Source organism: Jiangella alba (assembly GCF_900106035.1).
Taxonomy (GTDB): domain Bacteria; phylum Actinomycetota; class Actinomycetes; order Jiangellales; family Jiangellaceae; genus Jiangella; species Jiangella alba.
This window is the reverse complement of record NZ_FNUC01000004.1, coordinates 1,666,210-1,684,659: the sequence shown is the minus strand read 5'-3', so window position 1 is coordinate 1,684,659 and position 18,450 is coordinate 1,666,210. Positions and strand designations below refer to the sequence as shown.

The window sequence follows — 18,450 nt, the reverse complement described above, 5'->3', positions numbered from 1 at the left end:
GTGGCACGATCGCGCAGCGCCGCTGTGATGCCCACGGCGGGACGCAGCGCAAGGGGGGATTCGCACCATGACCATGCCCATCGAACCAGACTCACCAGCACCACAGCCGCCATCGACACCCGGCTCCACCGTGTCACCCAAGACCGTACGCCGCCTGGTGGTGGCGGCAGCGATTGTCGGGGCGTTCGCCGTCGGGGTGCTGGTCGGTGTCGTCATCGACGACTCCGACCCGGACACTGCGACCGCCGCACCCAGCGAGGACGTCGACGAAACAGCCGCGGCGGCGGCTACCCCGACTCCGATACCCGAGCCCGAACCGAACCGACCTATTACGAGCCGTTGCCCGAGGACTACCTGCTGACGATCAAGGTCCTCGAACAATCCTGCTTCGGCAGCGCCGGGTGCAACGTCACGTACCGAATCGAGGTGACGTCGCTCTACCTCGAGGAGGTCGACCCGAACGCGACCTACGAGCTCACCTACGAGGTCCAAGGGGGCGAGGACACCCGCATCAACACACTCCAGATCACCGGCGCCACCTACTCCGTGGACGAGCAGGAGATGGTCAGCACTCCGTCGGAGGCTACGGAACTGGTCGCCGTCGTCACCGCCGTCTCCAGGCGCGGCATGTAGCCCCACCTGCCCGCCGAATTCAGTCGGCGAGGTAGCGGGCCAGGTACTCACCGGTGTACGTCGACCCGTCGGCGGCGAGGGCGGCGGGCGTGCCCTCGAACACCACCCGGCCGCCGTCGTGGCCGGCGCCGGGGCCGAGGTCGATCACCCAGTCGGCGGCCACGACGACGTCGAGGTTGTGCTCGATGACGATGACGGTGTTGCCGTCGTCGACCAGCCGGTGCAGCAGCGCGACCAGGTGCTCGACGTCGGCGAGGTGCAGGCCGGTGGTGGGTTCGTCGAGCACGTAGAACTTGCCGCCGACGACCAACTCGCTGGCCAGCTTCAGCCGCTGCCGTTCGCCGCCGGACAGGGTGGTGAGGGTCTGGCCGAGCGTGAGGTAGTCGAGGCCGACGTCGCTGAGGCGCTGCAGCGTCGGCCGGATCGCCTTCTCGGTGAAAAACTCCAGCGCCTCGGCGACGCTCAGCTCGAACACGTCGGCGATCGACCGGCCGCGCACGAGGTGCTGCTGCGCCTCGTCCTTGAACCGGCGGCCGCGGCAGACCTCGCACATCGTCGTGACGCCGTCCATGAACGCGAGGTCGGTGAAGATGACCCCGGCGCCCTGGCACTCCGGGCAGCCGCCGTCGGAGTTCGGGCTGAACAACGCCGCCGGCGCGCCCGTCGTCCGGGCGAACAGCGACCGGATGGGGTCGAGCACGCCGGTGAACGTCGCCGGGCTGGACCGCCGCGACCCGCGCACCGGGCTCTGGTCCAGCAGGACGGCGTCGGGGCGGACGGCGGGCAGGTGGCCGCGGATCAGGCTGCTCTTCCCCGACCCCGCCACCCCCGTGACGACCGTCAGCACCCCCAGCGGCAGGTCGACGGTGACGTCGCGCAGGTTGTGCGTCGACGCGTGCTCGATGCGCACGTGCCCCGACGGCGTCCGCACGGCGCCGGCGTCGCGCGTCACCCGAGCCGCCCGCAGCCCCAGCCCGGTCCGCGTCTCGGACTTCACCAAACCGTCGTAGGACCCCTCGTACGTGACGGCGCCACCCGCCCGCCCCGCCCCCGGCCCCATGTCGATGCAGTGGTCCGCGATGGCCATGATCTCCGGATCGTGCTCGACGACCACCACCGTGTTGCCCTGGTCGCGCAGTTCCTCGAGCAGCGAGCCGAGCCGGTGCACGTCGCGCGGGTGCAGCCCGACCGTCGGCTCGTCGAACACGTACAGCAGGTCGGACAGGCTGCTGCCGAGGTGCCGGACCATCTTCACCCGCTGCGACTCGCCACCGGACAGCGTCGACGTGGCGCGGTCGAGGCTGAGGTAGCCGAGTCCGAGGATGCCGAGCCGTTCCACCTGGTCGGCGGCGTCGGCCACGAGTGGTGCGACCGACGGGTCGTCGATGGCCCGGATGACGCCGGCCAGCTCGTCGGCCTGCAGGGCGTTGAGGTCGGCGATGGACCGGCCGTCGATCAGCGACGACCGAGCGCCCTCCGCCAGCCGCGTCCCCGCGCAGTCGGGGCACACCCCGCGCGTGACGATGCGCTCGAACGCCTCGCGCGCCTTGCCCTTGTACGCGTCGGGCTCCTTGTGCAGGTAGAGCCGGTTGAACCGAGCGACGACGCCCTCGTAGCTGGTGACGTCGGGGTTCGGCGCCTTCAGCTCGCCCTGCTCGGCGTACATGAAGATGCGCCACTGCTCGTCGCTGAACTCGCGCAGCGGCAGCGACGGGTCGAAGAACCCGCTGCGTGCGTACGACCGCCAGAACCAGCCGCCGACGCCGAACGCCGGGAACGTCAGCCCGCCGTCGTCGAGCGACCGGTCGCGGTCGACCAGCTGCGTCTCGTCGACCACGCTGACGACGCCGAGACCCTGGCAGCGCGGGCACATGCCCTGCGGGTCGTTGAACGAGAACGCGTTGGAGTACCCGGCGAACGGCCGGCCGGCGCGGGAGAAGATCAGCCGCAGCCGGGCGCCGATGTCCGTCGCGGTGCCGACGGTGGACCGCGCGCCGCCGCCGAGCCGCTTCTGGTCGACGACGGTGACGGCGCACAGGTGCGCCATGCGGTCGACGTCGGGCTGGCCGTAGCTGGGCAGCCGGTTCCGCGCGAACGCGCTGAACGTGGCGTTGAGCTGACGTTGCGACTCGGCGGCGAGGGTGTCGAAGACCAGCGACGACTTGCCCGACCCGGACACGCCGGTGACGACGGTCAGGTGCAGCTTCGGGATGTCGACGTCGATGTTGCGCAGCGTGTGCTCACGCGCGCCGCGGACCTCGATGAAGCCGTGCCGCGGACGTCGCCCGGGCGGGCTTTGCGGACGTTGGCCGTGCGGACCTTGTCGGCGCCCGCCCGTAGGGTGGGCCTCCCACCCGGCCGGGCGGGCTACGTCTTCGGCACGCGCGTCGACGGCGGACGTCTCGGGGGTCGGCGGGTGGGGCGTGTCGTCCAACGTCATCGGTTCGATCTCCGGTAGGCAGCAGCGGACAGCGGCGCGAACACCGCCACCATCAGGATCGGCCACATCACTGACAACTCCTGTCCGTGATCCGCCGGCCAACTTCCACCGGCGACGCCGGGGTTGCCGAACAGCTCGCGCACCGCGTCGGCCGTCGCGGAGAGCGGGTTCCACTCCGCCACGGCGCCCAGCCACGACGGCATCGTCGCCGGGTCGAGGAACACCGTGGACAGGAACGCGACCGGCCAGACCATGATCTGCACCGCCGCGACGGCCTCCGGACCGGGCGCCTTCAGCCCGGCCCACACGCCCACCCAGAGCAGCCCGAACCGCAGCAGGAGCAGCAGCCCGTACGCCGCCAGCACCTCGCCCGGGCCGGCCGACCACCGCCAGCCCAGCGCGAACCCGGCGAGCGTCATCGCGGCCAGCCCGGCCACCGACGCGGCGAGGTCGGCGAGGCACCGCCCGGCGACCACCGACCCGCTGTGCAGCGGCAGCGACCGGAACCGGTCGGTCACGCCGCGCGACGCGTCGGTGGCGATCGCGATCATCGTGGTCTCGAGTCCGAACAGCATGGTCAGCGCCAGCACACCGGGCACGACGAACGGGACGTAGTCGCCCGCGCTGCCGGCGATCGCGCCGCCGAACAGGCCACCCATCATCAGCACGATCAGCACCGGGAACAGCAACGTCACCAGGAACGGCACCGGCTGCGCCCGCCAGTGCCCGAACGTGCGGCCGGCCAGCACCAGCGAACCGTGGACCAGCGAACTCATCGCGCCTCCTCCGAGACCGTGTTGACGTGCACGAAGACGTCGTCGAGCGTGGGCCGGCGGACGGCGAGGTCGACGGGTGCCAGGCCGGCCCCGGCCAGCGCCGCGCAGTACCCGGTGATGCCGCCCGCGTCGGCCACGGGGACCGCGACGCCCGCGCCGGACACGTCGACCGGCCCGACGGCGTACGGCCCGGCCGCCCGCCCCGCCGCCGCGGCGTCGTCCGCCGAACCGAACCGCGCCTCGACCCGGGTGTCCCCCACCAGCGACGTCAGCTGGGCCGGGCTGCCCTCCAGCACGACCCGGCCGTCGCGGAGCATGGCGACGTGGTCGGCCAGCTCGTCGGCCTCCTCCAGGTACTGCGTGGTGAGCAGCACCGTGACGCCGTCGCCGACCAGTCGCCGGACCGTCGCCCACACCTCGCGGCGCGCGTCCGGGTCGAGGCCGGTCGTCGGCTCGTCGACGAACAGCACCGACGGCGGCACGACCAGGCTCGCGGCGAGATCGAGCCGGCGCCGCATGCCGCCCGAGTACGTCCCGACCGCCCGCTCCGCCGCGTCGGACAGCCCGAACCGCGAGATCAGCTCGTCCGCCCGGGCCCGCGCCGCCACCTTGGCCAGCCCGCGCAGCCGTCCGAACAGCACCAGGTTGGCCCGGCCGCCCAGGATCTCGTCGACGGCGGCGTTCTGCCCGACCAGCCCGATGGCCCGCCGCACGCCGTCGCCGTCGGCCCGCAGGTCGTGGCCCGCCACCACCGCCGTGCCGTCGTCCATGGCCAGCAGGGTCGTCAGGATCCGCACCGCCGTCGTCTTGCCCGCGCCGTTGCGGCCCAGCAGCGCGCACACCGTGCCGGCCGCGACCCGCAGGTCGAACCCGTCCAGCGCCGGCCGCTCTGCCCCGCGGTAGTGCTTGCGCACCGCCCGCGCCTCGATGGCTGCGTCCACTCACCCTCCTCGTTCCCGATTTCCCGTACAGTGTACGGTACAACGTACGGAAGGTGAGAGGATATTTCCGTGCCCTCGAACGCCCCGCGCCCGTCCGACCCCAGCCGGCTGGTCTCGCTGCTCTGGGAACCGTCCGACCGGCCCGGCCGCACCGGGCTGACGAAGCAGGCCGTGGTCGAGAACGCCATCGCCATCGCCGACGCCGAGGGCCTCGGCGCGCTGACCATGCGGCGGGTCGCCGACCGCCTCGGCGTCGGCGCCATGACCCTCTACACCCACGTCCCGGGCAAGCCGGAGCTGGTCGAGCTGATGCTCGACGCCGTCGCCGTCGAGGCGTACGCCGACGGCGCGCTGCCGGGCGAGCAGGACGGCTGGCGGGCCGGGCTGCGGCACATCGCCGAGCGCAACTGGCGCCACCACCTGCGGCACCCGTGGACCGTCGAGATGGTGCCCGGGCGGCCGGTGCTCGGGCCGGGCGTGTCCGCGAAGTACGAGCTCGAACTGGCGCCGCTGGACGGCATCGGGCTGAGCGACCTCGAGATGGACCAGGTGCTGTGCGGCGTGCTCGCGCTGGTCGAGTCGACGGCGCGGCAGCAGGTCGGGCTCGGCCGCGTGCGCGCCGCCGGCGGCGACCTCGACTGGTGGGCGACGGTGAGCCCGGCCCTCGCACGCTCGATGGGCGAGTCCCGCTTCCCGCTGGCGGGACGGGTCGGCGCGGCAGCCGGCGAGGCGGCCGGCGCGGGCGACCCGCACGCCGTCATGCGGCTGTCGCTGGACCTCCTCCTCGACGGCGTCGCCGGCCGGCTGCGCTGACCCTCGTCACGCCGGCGACGGCGCCCCGTCGGTGAGGAACGCGGTCTGCGTGAGGTGCACCCGGGTCCCGCCGCGCTCCGGGACCAGGGCGAACGCGACCAGCAGCGACGGCCGTCCGCCGAACTCGGGTGAGGACGAGCGGTAGCAGATGCGCCGCGGCGGGTCGGCGTCGACGACGGCGAGCGCGACCGTCTCCGTCCCGGCCGTGGCCGTGTTACGCCACATCAGCTCGCCCCGCGCACCGACGACCGGCTCGAACCGTGCGTCGTCGGGCCACCACCGGCGCAGGTGCTCGGGCCGGCTGAGCACCTCGTAGACCACGTGCGGCGGCGCCTCGACGTGGATGACGCGTTCGATGGAGCCGTGCTCCACCGTGTCGATCACGGGCTACTGCGCCGGCGCCGGGAACGCGGTGCCCTGGTCGTAGATCGACAGCCAGCGGCCCCGCTCGAACGTGTAGGTCACGACGGTGAGCGCGCGCGACTTGAAGCCGATGCTGGGCAGCTCGTAGGTGGCGTCGTACTCGATGGTCGCGGTCTTGCAGCCGTGGACGTGGCGGTCGATCTCGGTCCACGTCCAGATCGCCTCGCGGTTCTCGAAGTGGCTCTTCTGCGCGGCCATGATCGCGTCGATGCCCGAGAACCGGTGCCCGCTGGCGAAGACGCTGACGGCGTCCTCGTGGTGGCCGTCGCGCCAGGTCTCGGCGTCGAAGTCGCGGAACGACTCCATGTCGGCGCGCTGCGCCTCGTCGAACCTCGCCGCGCACCCGCGGTTCTCGCCGCTTGCACCGTCGGTCGCCGCCGCGATGCCGGGCAGCGCCACCGCACCCGCGGCCAGCACCGCGGCGAGCGTCCGTACCGTGTTCTTCTGCATCGTCACCCCTCCGAGTTCCTGCCGATGCCCGGCACGCTAGCCAGGCCCGGACGACGCCCGCTGGGCCACAGCGAGGGGTTCCGCACTGAGCCGGTCACGGCACGGTGACGCCCTAAGCTCAGGCTCCATGGACCTGCACGTGCGGCTGGACGGCCGGGGCGACCTGTCCGGGCAGCTGTACCGGCAGGTCCGCGCCGCGATCCTGGCCGGACGGCTGCCCGCCGGGCAGCCGCTGCCGCCGACGCGCGAGCTGGCCGGCGACCTCGGCATCGCGCGCAACACCGTCAGCATGGCCTACGACCGGCTGGCCGCCGAGGGCTTCCTCACCGCCCGCCCCGGCGTCGGCACGTTCGTTGCCGACGGCCTCGCCCAGGACGGGCCGCCCGGCGACGACGGCGACCAGGTCGCCCTCGCGCCACGGGCGGTGTGGGCCGGGCTGCCCGAGGCGGCCGACCTCGCCGCGGCCGACGCCGAGTACGACTTCCGTCCCGGTGTCCCCGACGCGACGCTGTTCCCGTACGCGGCGTGGCGGCGGGTGACGACCCGCCAGCTGCGCGCGTCGGCGGTCGGGACCGGCGCGCACATCGCGTCGGCCGGGCACCCGGCGCTGCGGGCCGCCATCGCCCGTCACGTCGCCGTCGCTCGCGGCGTCCCGGCGTCGGCCGGCGACGTGATCGTGACCAGCGGCAGCCAGCAGGCCGTCGACCTGCTCGCCCGGGTCCTGCTGGCCCCCGGCGACGTCGTCGCGGTCGAGGACCCGGGGTACCCGCTGCCGCGCAAGCTGCTGACGGCGTCCGGCTACTCCGTCGTTCCGGTCCCGGTCGACGGCGACGGCCTGGTGGTCGGCGCGCTGCCCGACGCCGCCCGCCTGGTCTACGTCACGCCGTCGCACCAGTTCCCGCTCGGCCCGTCGATGTCGCTGGGCCGGCGGCTGGCGCTGCTGGAGTGGGCCCGGCGCACCGGCGCCCTGATCGTCGAGGACGACTACGACAGCGAGTTCCGGTTCGCCGGGCGCCCGTTCGAGCCACTGGCCGGGCTCGGCGCCGCCGGCCACGTCGCCTACGTCGGCTCGTTCTCCAAGACGCTGCTGCCCACCCTGCGCCTCGGCTTCGTCGTCGCGCCGCGGTCGCTGCGCGACGCCATGCACAAGGCCAAACAGCTGCTCGACTGGCACACCGCCGTGCCCGCCCAGGCGGCGCTCGCCGAGCTGATCGACGAGGGCCTGTTCGCCCGGCACCTCAAGGCGATGCGCCGGGTGTACGCGCGGCGGCACCATCTGGTCACGTCCTTGCTGCGCCGCGACTTCGCCGGCCGGCTCGAGCCGGTCCCGTCGCTGGTCGGCCTGCACGTGACCGCCCTGCTCACCGACCCCTCCGCCGACGACGTCGAGGTCGCCGCCCGCGCCCGCTCGGCCGGGGTCGAGGTGCTGCCGCTGTCGCCGCTGGCGGTGACGCACCCCGTCCGGGGGCTGGCGCTCGGCTACGGCGCCATCGCCGAGGACCGCATCGCCGCCGGCCTCGCCCGCCTCCGTGAGACGCTGCCCTGACCATGCAGCCTGCGCACATCCGCCCGTACGACGACGCCGACGCGGCGAGCTGGCTGCGCTGCCGGCTCCTGAGCTTCTTCGCCACCCAGTACTACGACGACGTCGTGACCCAGCGGCCGCGCTTCGACGGGCCGTCGATCCAGTTGGTGGCGGCCGCCGGCACCGAGGTCGTCGGGATCCTCGACGTGAGCATCGGCGCCGACGCCGCCACGATCGAGACCGTGGCGGTCCTGCCGGAGCACTCGCGGTCGGGCATCGCCACCCGGCTGCTGCATGCCGCGCTCCCCGAGCTCGAGCAACGGAAGCTCCGAACCCTCGACGCGTGGACGCGGGAGGACCCGGCGGCCAACGCGTGGTACCGCCGCAACGGCTTTCGCGAAGACCACCGCTACCTGCACGTCTACCAGGACTGGGACGAGCGCGACGCCGGGTTCACCGCGCCCGACGGCCTCGGAACGCCCGTGCGTGTCTTCGCCCATGCCCCGATCGAACGGGAAGCGCAGCTGCGCGCCCGGTTCCGCCGGGTCCACGTGTGCCGGCGGTACGTCCGGCGCCTCGGTTAGACGGCGGTGAGCTCCAGCGTGAGCACCTGGCCCGGGTTCAGCGGCGGCGCCTGCAGGCCGACCGTCGCGAGCACGCGGCCGGGGAGCTCCACCGCACCCGACTCCAGCCAGGCGGCCGGCCGCGCCCACCGCGGCAACGCGCTGCTCAGCCCGGCCAGCGGCGTCACCCGGTAGGTCACCGCCGGGTCGAGGCCGGGCAGCCGCAGCCGCGGCGGGATGTCCGCGGTCATCGTCTGCAGCGCGACGTAGGCGAAGACGGCCTGGCCCGGGCCCACCACGCCGTGCAGCACGTGGGCGTCGTCGGTGTCGGCGCGGACGACGCGGCCGGTGTGCAGGAGGGGACGCAGCCGCTTGTAGGTCGCGGCCCAGTCGGAGAGCAGCGACAGCTCGGCCGGCGAGCACTCGGTGATGTCCCACTCGATGCCCGCATGGCCGAACAGCGCCGTCGCACAGCGCAGCTGCAGTTCGGTGACCCGCCCGGACACGTGCGTGTGGCCGGGCCCGACGTGCGCGCCGATCAGCTCCGGCGGCAGCAGCAGCGACGTCCACCGTTGGATGGCCTGGCGGTCCAGCGGGTCGTTGCTGTCCGACGCCCACACGCGGTCGGTGCGCTCGATGATGCCGAGGTCGACCCGGGCGCCGCCGGACGAGCACGACTCGATCTCCAGCGACGGGTGCCGCGACCGCAGCTCGTCCAGCAGCCGGTACACCGCGGCGGTCTGCTCGTGGACGCCGGCGTGGCCGTCGTGGACGGCCTCCAGCAGGTCGCGGTTGTGGTCCCACTTGAGGTAGTCGATGGCGTACTCGCCGACCAGCTTGTCCAGCCGCTCCAGCAGGTAGGCGTAGACCTCCGGGTTGGCGACGTCGACGGTGTGCTGGTGGCGCCACTCCCGCGGCACCCGCGACGGGTCGTTGAGCAGCCAGTCGGGGTGCTCTTCGACCAGCCGCGACCGCGGGTTCGCCATCTCCGGCTCGACCCAGAGGCCGAACTGCATGCCCAGCGAACGCACGTGATCGACCAGCGGGTGCAGCCCGTCGGGCCACAGGTCGGGGTCGACGTACCAGTCGCCGAGGCCGCCGAGGTCGTTGCGGCGGCCGAGGAACCAGCCGTCGTCGACGACGAAGCGCTCGACGCCGACGGAGGCCGCGACGTCGGCCAGCCCCTTCATGCGCGCGAGGTCGTGGTCGAAGTAGACCGCCTCCCACGTGTTGAGCACCAGCGGCCGCGGTGTCGACGGGTGCGACGCACGCGCACGCAGCGACGCGTGCAGCCGCGCCGACAGCCCGTCCAGGCCGGAGTCGGAGTACACGAAGTGGACGTCCGGCGTCGCGTACGACTCCCCCGGCGCCAGCACCACCTCGCCGGGCGCCAGCAGCTCACCGGCGCCCAGCGTCGACCAGCCCTCGGCGACCCGCTCGGCGTCGTGCACCGTCCAGCCGCTCCAGCCGGCGTGCACACCCCACACCTCGCCGGACCCGAACCCGAACCCGGCCGACCCGGCCACCAGCAGCCCGGTGTGCGAGTGGCCGGTGCGCCCGCGCCGGGTCTCCAGCGACCGGATGCCCGGCAGGAACGCCTCGCGCTGCGGGATCTTCTCCAGCCCCCAGCGGCCGCTGAAGTGCAGCAGCTCGGCGGCGTGGTCGGGCACCGGCAGGACGGCACGCACCCCGCCGACCGTCCACGCACCGGAACCCTCGTTGGTGAGCGTGTGCCGCAGCCGCAGCACACCGGCGTCGTCGAGGACGAGCGAGCTGACGACGGACACCTCCGCCGCCGAATCGCGCGACGTCACCTCGACGCCGCCGCCGTCAGGGGCGACGGCGACGCCGACCGGCGCCAGCCGCAGGTGCGGGTAGGCACGGTCGCGCGCGCCCTCGACGCCCAGCCGCCCGGCCCAGCCGTCGGCCTGCGCGGGCAGCAGCGACGGCGCCGCCGGGTCGGCCGGCGCCCCGCCACGCCGGCCGGGGACCGCCACGGCCCGCAGCGCCGCGGCGTCGACGCCGGGGCCGAGGTCAGCGCCCCAGTGCAGCACCCGCGGCAGCCACGGCGTGTCCAGGTCGAGCACCAGGCAGGCACCGGCCCGGGTCAGCACCACCATGCGGTCGTCCATCGGGCGAATCTCCCTCACGCGGCGACAAGTCCGGATCAGCCTGCCAGACCCGGCGCAGCGGTCAGGAGGCGGCCGTGTCGAGCTCCTTGACCAGCGCGTCGACGGCGGCGAGCGCGTCGGGGCCCAGCCGCCCCCACGGCACCCGCGCCGAGCCGGCGTCCGGCCCGAACCGGTTGATCAGCTCCTTGACGACCGGGATCGAACCCCACCGGTCGGCGACCGCGGCGATCTGCCGGAACGGACGGTGCAGCGCCAGCGCCGACTCGACCTCGCCGGCCAGGATCCGCGACCGCACCTCGCGGGCCACCGGCGCCAGCACGTTGTACAGGCTGCCGATGGCGCCGGTCGCACCGCAGGCCACACCGGCCGGCAGCAGCTCGTCCTTGCCGAAGTAGACGCGGACGCCGTCGGCGGCCTCGCGCGTGCGGATGAACTCCAGCAGGTCGCCGTCGGTGAACTTGACGGCGCGCAGGCTCGGCACCCGGGCGGCGGCCTGCTCGACCACCGCCGACGGCGCCGCGCGCAGCCCCGTCATCGACGGGATGTGGTAGTAGCACAGCGGCACGTCAGGGGCGGCCGACGCGATCTCGGCCAGGTAGTCGACGATCGCCGTGACCGACGGCGGCTCGCCGTAGAACGGCGCCACCGCGGCGATCAGGTCGACGCCGGCGTCGGCCGCGTGCCGGGCCAGCCGCCGGGCGTCCACCACGCTGAGGTCGCCGACGTGCGCCCCGAGCAGCAGGTGGTCGCCGCGGTGCTCGGCCCACGCGCCGATCAGCTCGGCCCGCTCGTCCACCGTCAACGCCATCGACTCACCGGTGGTGCCGCCGACGAACGCGCCGTCGAGGCCCAGCTCGACCAGGTGCGCCGCCTGGGCCGGCACGACCTCGGCGGCCAGGCTCTCGTCCGGCCGGAACGGGGTCGGCGTCGCCGCCCACAGTTCGAACGCGCTCATGCACAGCTCCTCTAACTCTTGGTGGCACCGGCGGTGAGGCCGCCGACGATGTAGCGCTGCAGGAAGACGAAGACGACGATGATCGGCAGCGCCACGACGACGGAGACGGCCATCAGGTCGTTCCAGCGGGTCCCGAACGAGTTCGTCAGCCCGGCCAGCACGACGGTGATCGGCTGCATGCCCGCGTCCGACGCCAGCGCCAGCCCGAACACGAACTCGCCCCACGCGCCGAGGAAGCTGATGACCGCGACGGTGATCACACCCGGCACCGAGACCGGCAGCGCGACCCGCAGGAACGCGCTCCACGTGGTGCAGCCGTCGATCTTGGCCGCCTCGATCACCTCGCCCGGCACGGACAGGAAGTACGGCCGCAGGATGGTGATGGCCAGCGGGATCGCCAGCGAGCAGTTCGCCAGGATCAGCCCCGGGTAGGAGTTCACCAGGTCGGCCCGGCTGAAGATCACGAACATCGGCAGCGCGAGGTTCACCGCCGGGACCATCTGCACGACCAGGAACAGCAGCATCAGCAGCGCGACGAACCGCACCCGCAGCCGGGCCAGCGCGTACGCCGCCGGCACCGCGACCGCCAGCGTCACGACGGTCGTCCCGACGGCGATGACGGTGCTGTTCAGCAGCCCCTGGCCGATGCCGGCGTGGTTGACGACGGTCTCGGTGTACGACGTCAGGCTGATCGGCGACGGGAACAGGTCCGGCGGCGTGGAGAAGATGTCCGAGGACTGCTTCAGCGAGGTCGCCAGCATCCAGTACACCGGCAGCAGGTAAGCGACGGTGATGAGCACGCCGCCGACGCTCAGCCAGCCGCGCTTGCGCCGGGCCGCCGTCACGACAGTTCCTCGCGGCGCAGCGACCGGAAGTAGAAGACCGACAGGCCGAGCGGCACCACCAGCATCAGGGTGGTCGCGACGGCGCCGGTGTCGAACCGGAAGAACTCGAACGCCTCGTTGTAGGCGTAGATCGGCAGGATCATCGTGGCCTCGCCCGGACCGCCGCGGGTCATCAGGAACACCGTGTCGAAGGTCTTGAAGGTGGAGATGAAGCAGAGCAGCAGCGCGGTCAGGTTGACCGGCTTCAGCAGCGGCAGCGTCACGTTCGTGAACCGCCGCCACGCGCCCGCGCCGTCGATGGTGGCCGCCTCGTACAGCGTGTCCGGGATGCCCTGCAGGCCGGCCAGCAGCAGGATCATGATGAACGGCGTGAACGACCACGCCGTCGCGATGACCACGGCGAACAGCGCCGGCACCGGCCGGGCCAGCCAGAACACGTCGCCGTCGACCAGACCGACGGCCCCGAGCAGCGTGTTGATCAGCCCGTAGCTGCCGTCGAGCATCCAGCGCCAGACGTTGGCGCTGACGACCGTCGGCAGGATCCAGGCGAGCAGCAGCAGCGAGCGCATGAGGTTGCGGCCCGGGAAGCGCTGGTTGAAGTAGACCGCCAGCGCCATGCCCAGCGCGAACGCGACGGCCACGGCGAGCCCCGTGTACAGCAGCGACGTCACCAGCGCGTGCCAGAACGAGTCCCGGCCCAGCTGGTCGGCGTAGTTCTCCCAGCCGACCCACTCGGCCCCGCCCGTGACGATCTGCGCGACGCCGACGTCGCGGAAGCTGAGGTCGATGTTGAAGATCAGCGGGTAGAGCACGGTCGCCGCGACGAAGAGGACCGCGGGGACGACGAACAGGTGGTCGCCCCAGCGCCGGGCCCGCCGCGGGGCCCGGGCCGGAGTGGTGCTCGCCGTTCCCGGCGGGGCGACGGTGGTGGTCACTCGACGTTCGCCAGCGCCTCGTCGATCTGGCCCTGGGCGTCGGCCAGCGCGTCCTCGACGCTCGCCCCGCCACCCGCGGCGGCCTGCAGCGCGCCCTGGATGCGGGTCAGCACCTCCGACGACGCGGCCGCGAGATCGCCCTCGGGCGCCCACGCCTGCTGCAGCTGCTCGGCGAAGATGGCCCGCACCGGGTCGTCGCCGGTGTCGACGTCGTCGCGCGCGGCCAGCTTGTTGCGCTCGGGCAGGTACTCGGCCAGCACGTCGGGCTGCTGCATCCACGCGATGACGTCCCACGCGGCGTCCGCGTTCTCCGTCGACGTGCTGATGGCGAGGTTCTCCTGGCTGAGGAACGTGGCCGCCTCGACGTCGGAGGGCAGCAGCGCGACGTTCCACTGCAGCTCCGGGTTCTCCTCGGCCAGGATGCTCAGGTAGGTCGCCGAGTTGATCATCATGGCGGCCTGGCCGTTGGCGAACTGGTTCTTGACGTCCTCCTCGTTCCAGGTGAGGACACCGCTGGACACCGCGCCGCCGTTGATCAGGTCGGTGAACTGGCCGAGGGCCGTCGCACCGGCCTCGGTGTCGATGTCGGCCGGGTCGCCACCGGCCGCGAGCAGCCGGATCACCAGCGCCGTCGCGCCCTCGTCGCCCTCGATGCCGCTGAACGCGAGGCCGTAGCGCGAGCCGTCGGACAGCTGGGTGGCGTGGTCCTGCATCTCGGCCCAGGTGGTGGGCGGTTCCAGGCCGGCCTCGGCCAGCATGGTCTCGTTGTAGTAGACGGCGTACGCGTCGGCCACGTGCGGGACGGCGTACGTCGCGCCGTCGACCTGCGTGGTCTCCCAGCCGGTCTCGAAGTAGCGGTCGGCCTCGCCCCACTCGTCGACGCGGTCGCTGAGGTCCTGGATCACCCCGGCGTCGGCCAGCGCCTGCGTGGTGAAGCCGTTGATCAGCGCGATGTCCGGCAGGTCGCCGCCGGCCGCGGACTGCAGCAGCGTGCGGGTGAAGTCGCCGAACGGGATGTGCCGCGCCTCGATGGTGACGCCGTCGTGCTCCTCCTCGTACCGGTCGAGCAGGCCCTGCAACGCCGCACCGGTCGGGGTGTCCGGCGTCCCGTAGTAGTGCCACAGCGAGAGCGTGGCCGCGCCTCCGTCGTCCCCGCCGCCGGTCTCGTCGGCGTCGCCGCTGCCGCATGCGGCGAGCAGCCCCGCCGCGGCGAGCACCCCCACCGCCCGTGCCGTCCATGTGGCCGCCGACCGCCCGCCTGTCGTGCCCATGACACCTCCCTGTGTCCGCGATTCGCGCCTCGCGGAGACAGTAGTCAGATATCCCATATCCCGTCAATGGGTGGATCTGCGGCAGCAGATCCAGCAGGGAGACGGACTCAGACGGCGGGCCCGCCGGACACGTAGATCACCTGCCCGGTGACGAAGCCGGCGTCGGGACTGACCAGGTACGACGCGGTGTGCGCGATGTCGTCGGGGTAGCCGACCCGGCCGACCGGAATGGACGCGGCGGCAATGCGCTGGTGCTCCTCGACGTCGCGCCCCAGCCGCCGCGCGGTGGCCGCCGTCATGTCGCTGACGATGAAGCCGGGCGCGATCGCGTTGGCGGTGACGCCGTGCCGGCCGAGCTCGAGCGCCAGCGACTTCGTGAAGCCGAGCAGCCCCGCCTTCGCACTGGAGTAGTGCGACCGGCCGTCGTCGCCAAGCGCGGAGATGCTGGAGACGTTGACGATGCGCCCCCAGCCGGCCGCGACCAGGTGCCCGACGACGGCACGGGTGACCAGGAAGTGCCCGCGCAGGTTGATGCCGAGCAGCTGGTCCCACTGCTCGACGGTCATCTCGGTGATGGCGGCGGGCGGGCCGACGCCGGCGTTGTTCACCAGCACGGTGGGCGCGCCGAGCTCGGCGACGACCTCGTCGGTCGCGGCCGTGACGGCGGCCTCGTCGGCGATGTCGCAGCGCAGGCCGATGGCGCGCCCACCGGCGGAAGTGATGGCGGCCGCGGTCTGCGCGGCGCCGGCCTCGTTCAGGTCCAGGACGGCGACGGCGTGCCCGTCGCGGGCCAGCCGCGCGGCGACGGCGGCGCCGATGCCGTGGGCGCCGCCGGTCACGACGGCCACCGGGGTGTCGGGTCGGGTCATGGGCAGCAGCACACACCACCCCGCCGGATCGCGCCAGGGAGTATCGCGCTCAGAGCCCGTAGCCGCCGCTGACCTCGATCTGCTGGGCGGTGATCCAGCGGCCCTCGTCGCCGGCCAGCATCGCGATGACCGTGCCGACGTCGCCGGGCTCGCCGATGCGCCCGAGCGCGGTCTTCGCAGCGAGCGGCGCGACGAGCTCGGGGAAGCGCTCGATGGCGTCGTCGCCGAGGCGGGTGCGGGTGGGGCCGGGCGCGACGGCGTTGACCCGGATGCCGCGCGGGCCGAGCTCCTTGGCGAGGAAACGCGTGGCGACGGCGAGGCCGCCCTTCATCGCCGCGTAGCCGGAGTACCCGGCCTCGGGCGCGGCCGCGAGCGCCGAGCTGCTGGTGACGTTGACGACGGCGGCGCCGTCGGCGAGCACCGGCAGCAGCGTCTGGGTGAGGAAGTACGGGCCCTTGAACAGCCCGCGGTAGAGCCGGTCGAACCGCTCCTCGGTCATCTCCGCGAACGGCGCCGACTCGGCGAAGCCGCCGTTGTTGACCAGGACGTCGACGGTGTCACGCTGCCAGCGCTCGCGCAGGACGGCGGTGACGGCGGCGCGGAACGCCGGGAACGTGGCGGCGTCGGAGAGGTCCAGCGGGAGCGCGACGGCGGCGCCGCCGTCCTTCTCGATGCGGGCGACGGTGTCCAGCGCGCCCGCCTCGTTGCGGTGGTAGGTGAGGACGACGCCGGCGCCGCGTGCGGCGAGCTGGATCGCCGTGCTCCGCCCGATGCCCGAGCTCGCGCCGGTGACGATGGCGACTCTCATGGGTGACCTTCCCGTTCGATTCTCTGACTTGGCTGACACCTCCATCAGAGCAGGCCAGTCCGTATTGGGAGTAGATCGATCCTCTCCATGACTTGCCCGATCCTCTCGCGCTAACGAGAATCGTGGCATGCCCCTGGAGGAGCTGCGGCGGCTGATCGACCGTCATGCCCGCCCCGACGCCACCACGGCCATCGACGACGTGCTGCTCTCGAAGGTCGAGCGCTCCGGCCCGCCGTCGGCATCGATGTCCGGCACCATGCTGGCGCTCATCGCGCAGGGCGAGAAGCGGCTGGCGCTGGGCGATCGCGTCTACGACTACCGGGCCGGCCAGTACCTCGTGGCGTCGGTCGACCTCCCCGTCACCGGGCACTTCGTCGGCGCGACGCGGGAGCGGCCGGCGCTGGGGTTCGGGCTGATCCTGCGACCCGCCGCCGTGGCCGAGCTGCTGTTGCGGGCCGGCCCCGGCGCCGTCCCGCGCGGGGCGGCCGCCGCGCCGTCCGCTCTCGCCGTGAACGAGGCGCCCGCCGAACTGCTCGACGCCGTCGTCCGGCTGCTGCGGCTGCTCGACCACCCGCGCGACCGCGACGTGCTCGCGCCGCTGGTGCTGCGCGAGATCCTCTGGCGGCTGCTCAGCGGCGAGCAGGGAGCGCTGGTCCGTCAGCTCGGCCTCGCCGACAGCAGCCTCAGCCACGTCGCGCGGGCGGTCGGCTGGATCCGCGACCACTACCGCGAATCGTTCCGCGTCGAGGACGTCGCACGGCTGTCCGGCATGAGCGTCTCGGCGTTCCACCGCAACTTCCAGGCCGTCACCGCCATGAGCCCGATCCAGTTCCAGAAGCAGATCCGGCTCCAGGAGGCCCGGCTGCTGCTCGCCGCCCACCCGGGCGACGTCACCGGCGTCGGGCACCGGGTGGGCTACGACAGCCCGTCGCAGTTCAGCCGCGAGTACCGCCGCCAGTTCGGCGTCCCGCCCAGCCGCGACGCGGTCAGCTGACGGGGGCGGCCGGGAACCGCAGCACCACCTGCAATGCCTCGGCCGGACGGCGGTCGAGCAGGTCGAACGCGCCGGCCACCTCCGTCACCGGCAGGACGTGCGACAGCAGCGGCGCGACGTCCAGGCGGCCGGAGGCGACCAGCGACATCACCACCGTCAGCAGGCGGTCGTGGTTCCACCGGTCGCCGAGCGCCCGCGGCGTGCCGCCGATCTGGCTGGCCACGATCTCGACGCGGTTGTGGTGGAACTCCTCCCCCAGCAGCAGCCCACCCGCCTCACCCTGATAGAAGCCGGCCGCCACGACCCGTCCGCCGGGACGCACCGACCGGATCGCCTCGTGCAACGCGCGGTAGTGGCCGCTCAGCTCGATCGCCGTGTCGGCGCCGGCGCCGTCGGTGACCGACCGCACCACGACCGCCGCCCCGCCCGCCACGTCGGCCGGGACCGCCCGTACGGCGCCGAACCGCGACGCCAGCGCGACCCGGCCGGGCAGCCCGTCGACCGCCACCACGGAGCCGCCGTTCAGTTCCGTCAGCCGCGTGGCCAGCAGCCCGATGACGCCCTGGCCGAAGATCGCCACGTGCTCGCCGAGGTGCACGTCGGCGGCGAGCACGGCGTTCAGCGCGATGGCGCCCACCCGGGCGAACACGCCGTGCACCGGGTCGACGCCGGCGGGCAGCAGCCGCCGGGCGGCGATCGCCGCGGGCACCACCGTCTCGGCGCGGTGCCCCCAGATGCCGTAGACCACGTCGCCCACCCGCGGTGACGCCACGTCCGGCGCGACCTCGCTGACCTGCCCGACCTCCTGGTAGCCCCAGCCGGAGACGGGGTAGGAGAACGCCGGCGCGCCGTCGGTGAACAGCCGCGCCGCCGCGTCCCACGTCTTCGTCAGGTAGGGGTTGGAGCCGCGGTACGCGGTCAGCTCGGTGCCGGCGGAGATGCCGGAGTACCAGGTGGCGATGCGGACCTGCCCCGCACCCAGCGGCGACGACGGCTCGTCGGCGACGCCGACCTGACGCGGACCGGTGAACTGCACGACGAGCGACATCAGACACCTCTACTTCTGTTCAGTGTAAT

Annotated in this window: 18 protein-coding genes; 5 read left to right on the top strand and 13 right to left on the bottom strand. The window is 73.3% G+C overall.

Features of this window, described 5'->3' with window-relative positions; genetic code table 11:
- The first annotated feature begins 339 nt into the window (after nucleotides 1-339).
- Entirely contained in the window at nucleotides 340-633 is a 294-nt protein-coding gene (locus BLV02_RS25655; RefSeq protein ID WP_069109002.1) for a hypothetical protein, read from the top strand.
- A 19-nt stretch (nucleotides 634-652) separates the two neighbouring features.
- On the opposite strand, the gene BLV02_RS25650 is transcribed toward BLV02_RS25655, so the two are convergent.
- From BLV02_RS25650 to BLV02_RS25640, 3 genes are read right to left on the bottom strand one after another with little or no spacing between them, the layout of a single operon-like run.
- Nucleotides 653-3,073: an ATP-binding cassette domain-containing protein gene (locus tag BLV02_RS25650; protein WP_083288185.1), complete on the bottom strand. Its 2,421-nt coding sequence runs from the start codon at nucleotides 3,071-3,073 to the stop codon at nucleotides 653-655.
- On the bottom strand, nucleotides 3,070-3,849 hold the full coding sequence (locus tag BLV02_RS25645; protein ID WP_069109003.1) for an ABC transporter permease: 780 nt from the start codon (nucleotides 3,847-3,849) through the stop codon (nucleotides 3,070-3,072). Before BLV02_RS25645 ends, BLV02_RS25650 begins: the two co-directional genes overlap by 4 nt.
- Entirely contained in the window at nucleotides 3,846-4,790 is a 945-nt protein-coding gene (locus BLV02_RS25640; protein WP_069109004.1) for an ABC transporter ATP-binding protein, read from the bottom strand. Before BLV02_RS25640 ends, BLV02_RS25645 begins: the two co-directional genes overlap by 4 nt.
- Nucleotides 4,791-4,859: 69 nt before the next feature.
- On the opposite strand from BLV02_RS25640, the gene BLV02_RS25635 reads away from it, so the two are divergent.
- Nucleotides 4,860-5,603, top strand: coding sequence for a TetR/AcrR family transcriptional regulator (locus tag BLV02_RS25635; protein ID WP_069109005.1), 744 nt, complete (start codon nucleotides 4,860-4,862; stop codon nucleotides 5,601-5,603).
- A 6-nt stretch (nucleotides 5,604-5,609) separates the two neighbouring features.
- Here BLV02_RS25635 and BLV02_RS25630 read toward each other — a convergent pair whose 3' ends face one another.
- Complete coding sequence (locus tag BLV02_RS25630) at nucleotides 5,610-5,987, bottom strand: SRPBCC domain-containing protein (protein WP_074946664.1); 378 nt, start codon at nucleotides 5,985-5,987, stop codon at nucleotides 5,610-5,612.
- A gap of 3 nt (nucleotides 5,988-5,990) precedes the next feature.
- Nucleotides 5,991-6,476 (bottom strand): Cif family virulence factor, encoded by a 486-nt coding sequence (locus BLV02_RS25625; RefSeq protein ID WP_141711348.1) that lies wholly within the window; start codon nucleotides 6,474-6,476, stop codon nucleotides 5,991-5,993.
- Between the two features lie 127 nt (nucleotides 6,477-6,603).
- Here BLV02_RS25625 and pdxR point away from each other — a divergent pair, with 127 nt between their 5' ends.
- Nucleotides 6,604-8,022: a MocR-like pyridoxine biosynthesis transcription factor PdxR gene (gene pdxR, locus BLV02_RS25620; RefSeq protein WP_069109008.1), complete on the top strand. Its 1,419-nt coding sequence runs from the start codon at nucleotides 6,604-6,606 to the stop codon at nucleotides 8,020-8,022.
- 2 nt (nucleotides 8,023-8,024) lie between these two features.
- On the top strand, nucleotides 8,025-8,585 hold the full coding sequence (locus BLV02_RS25615) for a GNAT family N-acetyltransferase (protein ID WP_069109009.1): 561 nt from the start codon (nucleotides 8,025-8,027) through the stop codon (nucleotides 8,583-8,585).
- Here BLV02_RS25615 and BLV02_RS25610 read toward each other — a convergent pair.
- The 7 genes from BLV02_RS25610 to BLV02_RS25580 all read right to left on the bottom strand — a co-directional run bounded on the left by BLV02_RS25610 (nucleotide 8,582) and on the right by BLV02_RS25580 (nucleotide 16,379).
- The gene (locus BLV02_RS25610) at nucleotides 8,582-10,696 is read right to left on the bottom strand and encodes an alpha-galactosidase (protein WP_069109010.1); all 2,115 of its coding nucleotides are present in this window, start codon (nucleotides 10,694-10,696) and stop codon (nucleotides 8,582-8,584) included. The two genes, BLV02_RS25615 and BLV02_RS25610, sit on opposite strands and share 4 nt — an antisense overlap.
- A gap of 61 nt (nucleotides 10,697-10,757) precedes the next feature.
- Nucleotides 10,758-11,651 (bottom strand): dihydrodipicolinate synthase family protein, encoded by an 894-nt coding sequence (locus BLV02_RS25605; protein ID WP_069109011.1) that lies wholly within the window; start codon nucleotides 11,649-11,651, stop codon nucleotides 10,758-10,760.
- Nucleotides 11,652-11,662: 11 nt separating this feature from the next.
- Nucleotides 11,663-12,496, bottom strand: coding sequence for a carbohydrate ABC transporter permease (locus BLV02_RS25600; protein ID WP_069109012.1), 834 nt, complete (start codon nucleotides 12,494-12,496; stop codon nucleotides 11,663-11,665).
- Entirely contained in the window at nucleotides 12,493-13,431 is a 939-nt protein-coding gene (locus tag BLV02_RS25595) for a carbohydrate ABC transporter permease (RefSeq protein ID WP_069109013.1), read from the bottom strand. The genes BLV02_RS25600 and BLV02_RS25595 overlap by 4 nt, the downstream gene beginning before the upstream one ends.
- The gene (locus BLV02_RS25590; RefSeq protein WP_171906620.1) at nucleotides 13,428-14,702 is read right to left on the bottom strand and encodes an ABC transporter substrate-binding protein; all 1,275 of its coding nucleotides are present in this window, start codon (nucleotides 14,700-14,702) and stop codon (nucleotides 13,428-13,430) included. The genes BLV02_RS25595 and BLV02_RS25590 overlap by 4 nt, the downstream gene beginning before the upstream one ends.
- A gap of 107 nt (nucleotides 14,703-14,809) precedes the next feature.
- Nucleotides 14,810-15,571, bottom strand: a complete 762-nt coding sequence (locus BLV02_RS25585) for an SDR family NAD(P)-dependent oxidoreductase (RefSeq protein WP_069109564.1) — start codon at nucleotides 15,569-15,571, stop codon at nucleotides 14,810-14,812.
- 49 nt (nucleotides 15,572-15,620) lie between these two features.
- Nucleotides 15,621-16,379, bottom strand: a complete 759-nt coding sequence (locus BLV02_RS25580; RefSeq protein ID WP_069109015.1) for an SDR family NAD(P)-dependent oxidoreductase — start codon at nucleotides 16,377-16,379, stop codon at nucleotides 15,621-15,623.
- A gap of 127 nt (nucleotides 16,380-16,506) precedes the next feature.
- On the opposite strand from BLV02_RS25580, the gene BLV02_RS25575 reads away from it, so the two are divergent.
- The gene (locus BLV02_RS25575) at nucleotides 16,507-17,373 is read left to right on the top strand and encodes an AraC family transcriptional regulator (protein WP_069109016.1); all 867 of its coding nucleotides are present in this window, start codon (nucleotides 16,507-16,509) and stop codon (nucleotides 17,371-17,373) included.
- Here BLV02_RS25575 and BLV02_RS25570 read toward each other — a convergent pair.
- The gene (locus BLV02_RS25570) at nucleotides 17,366-18,421 is read right to left on the bottom strand and encodes a zinc-dependent alcohol dehydrogenase (RefSeq protein WP_069109017.1); all 1,056 of its coding nucleotides are present in this window, start codon (nucleotides 18,419-18,421) and stop codon (nucleotides 17,366-17,368) included. The genes BLV02_RS25575 and BLV02_RS25570 overlap by 8 nt on opposite strands.
- Nucleotides 18,422-18,450: the final 29 nt, after the last annotated feature.

Bases quoted from the DNA above. Each gene is read 5' to 3' on its own strand.
- BLV02_RS25580 (WP_069109015.1), bottom strand. From the start codon at position 16,379: ATGAGAGTCGCCATCGTCACCGGCGCGAGCTCGGGCATCGGGCGGAGC.
- BLV02_RS25610 (WP_069109010.1), bottom strand. From the start codon at position 10,696: ATGGACGACCGCATGGTGGTGCTGACCCGGGCCGGTGCCTGCCTGGTG.
- BLV02_RS25625 (WP_141711348.1), bottom strand. From the start codon at position 6,476: ATGCAGAAGAACACGGTACGGACGCTCGCCGCGGTGCTGGCCGCGGGT.
- BLV02_RS25575 (WP_069109016.1), top strand. From the start codon at position 16,507: ATGCCCCTGGAGGAGCTGCGGCGGCTGATCGACCGTCATGCCCGCCCC.
- BLV02_RS25590 (WP_171906620.1), bottom strand. From the start codon at position 14,702: ATGGGCACGACAGGCGGGCGGTCGGCGGCCACATGGACGGCACGGGCG.
- BLV02_RS25570 (WP_069109017.1), bottom strand. From the start codon at position 18,421: ATGTCGCTCGTCGTGCAGTTCACCGGTCCGCGTCAGGTCGGCGTCGCC.
- BLV02_RS25585 (WP_069109564.1), bottom strand. From the start codon at position 15,571: ATGACCCGACCCGACACCCCGGTGGCCGTCGTGACCGGCGGCGCCCAC.
- pdxR (WP_069109008.1), top strand. From the start codon at position 6,604: ATGGACCTGCACGTGCGGCTGGACGGCCGGGGCGACCTGTCCGGGCAG.
- BLV02_RS25615 (WP_069109009.1), top strand. From the start codon at position 8,025: ATGCAGCCTGCGCACATCCGCCCGTACGACGACGCCGACGCGGCGAGC.
- BLV02_RS25645 (WP_069109003.1), bottom strand. From the start codon at position 3,849: ATGAGTTCGCTGGTCCACGGTTCGCTGGTGCTGGCCGGCCGCACGTTC.
- BLV02_RS25605 (WP_069109011.1), bottom strand. From the start codon at position 11,651: ATGAGCGCGTTCGAACTGTGGGCGGCGACGCCGACCCCGTTCCGGCCG.
- BLV02_RS25650 (WP_083288185.1), bottom strand. From the start codon at position 3,073: ATGACGTTGGACGACACGCCCCACCCGCCGACCCCCGAGACGTCCGCC.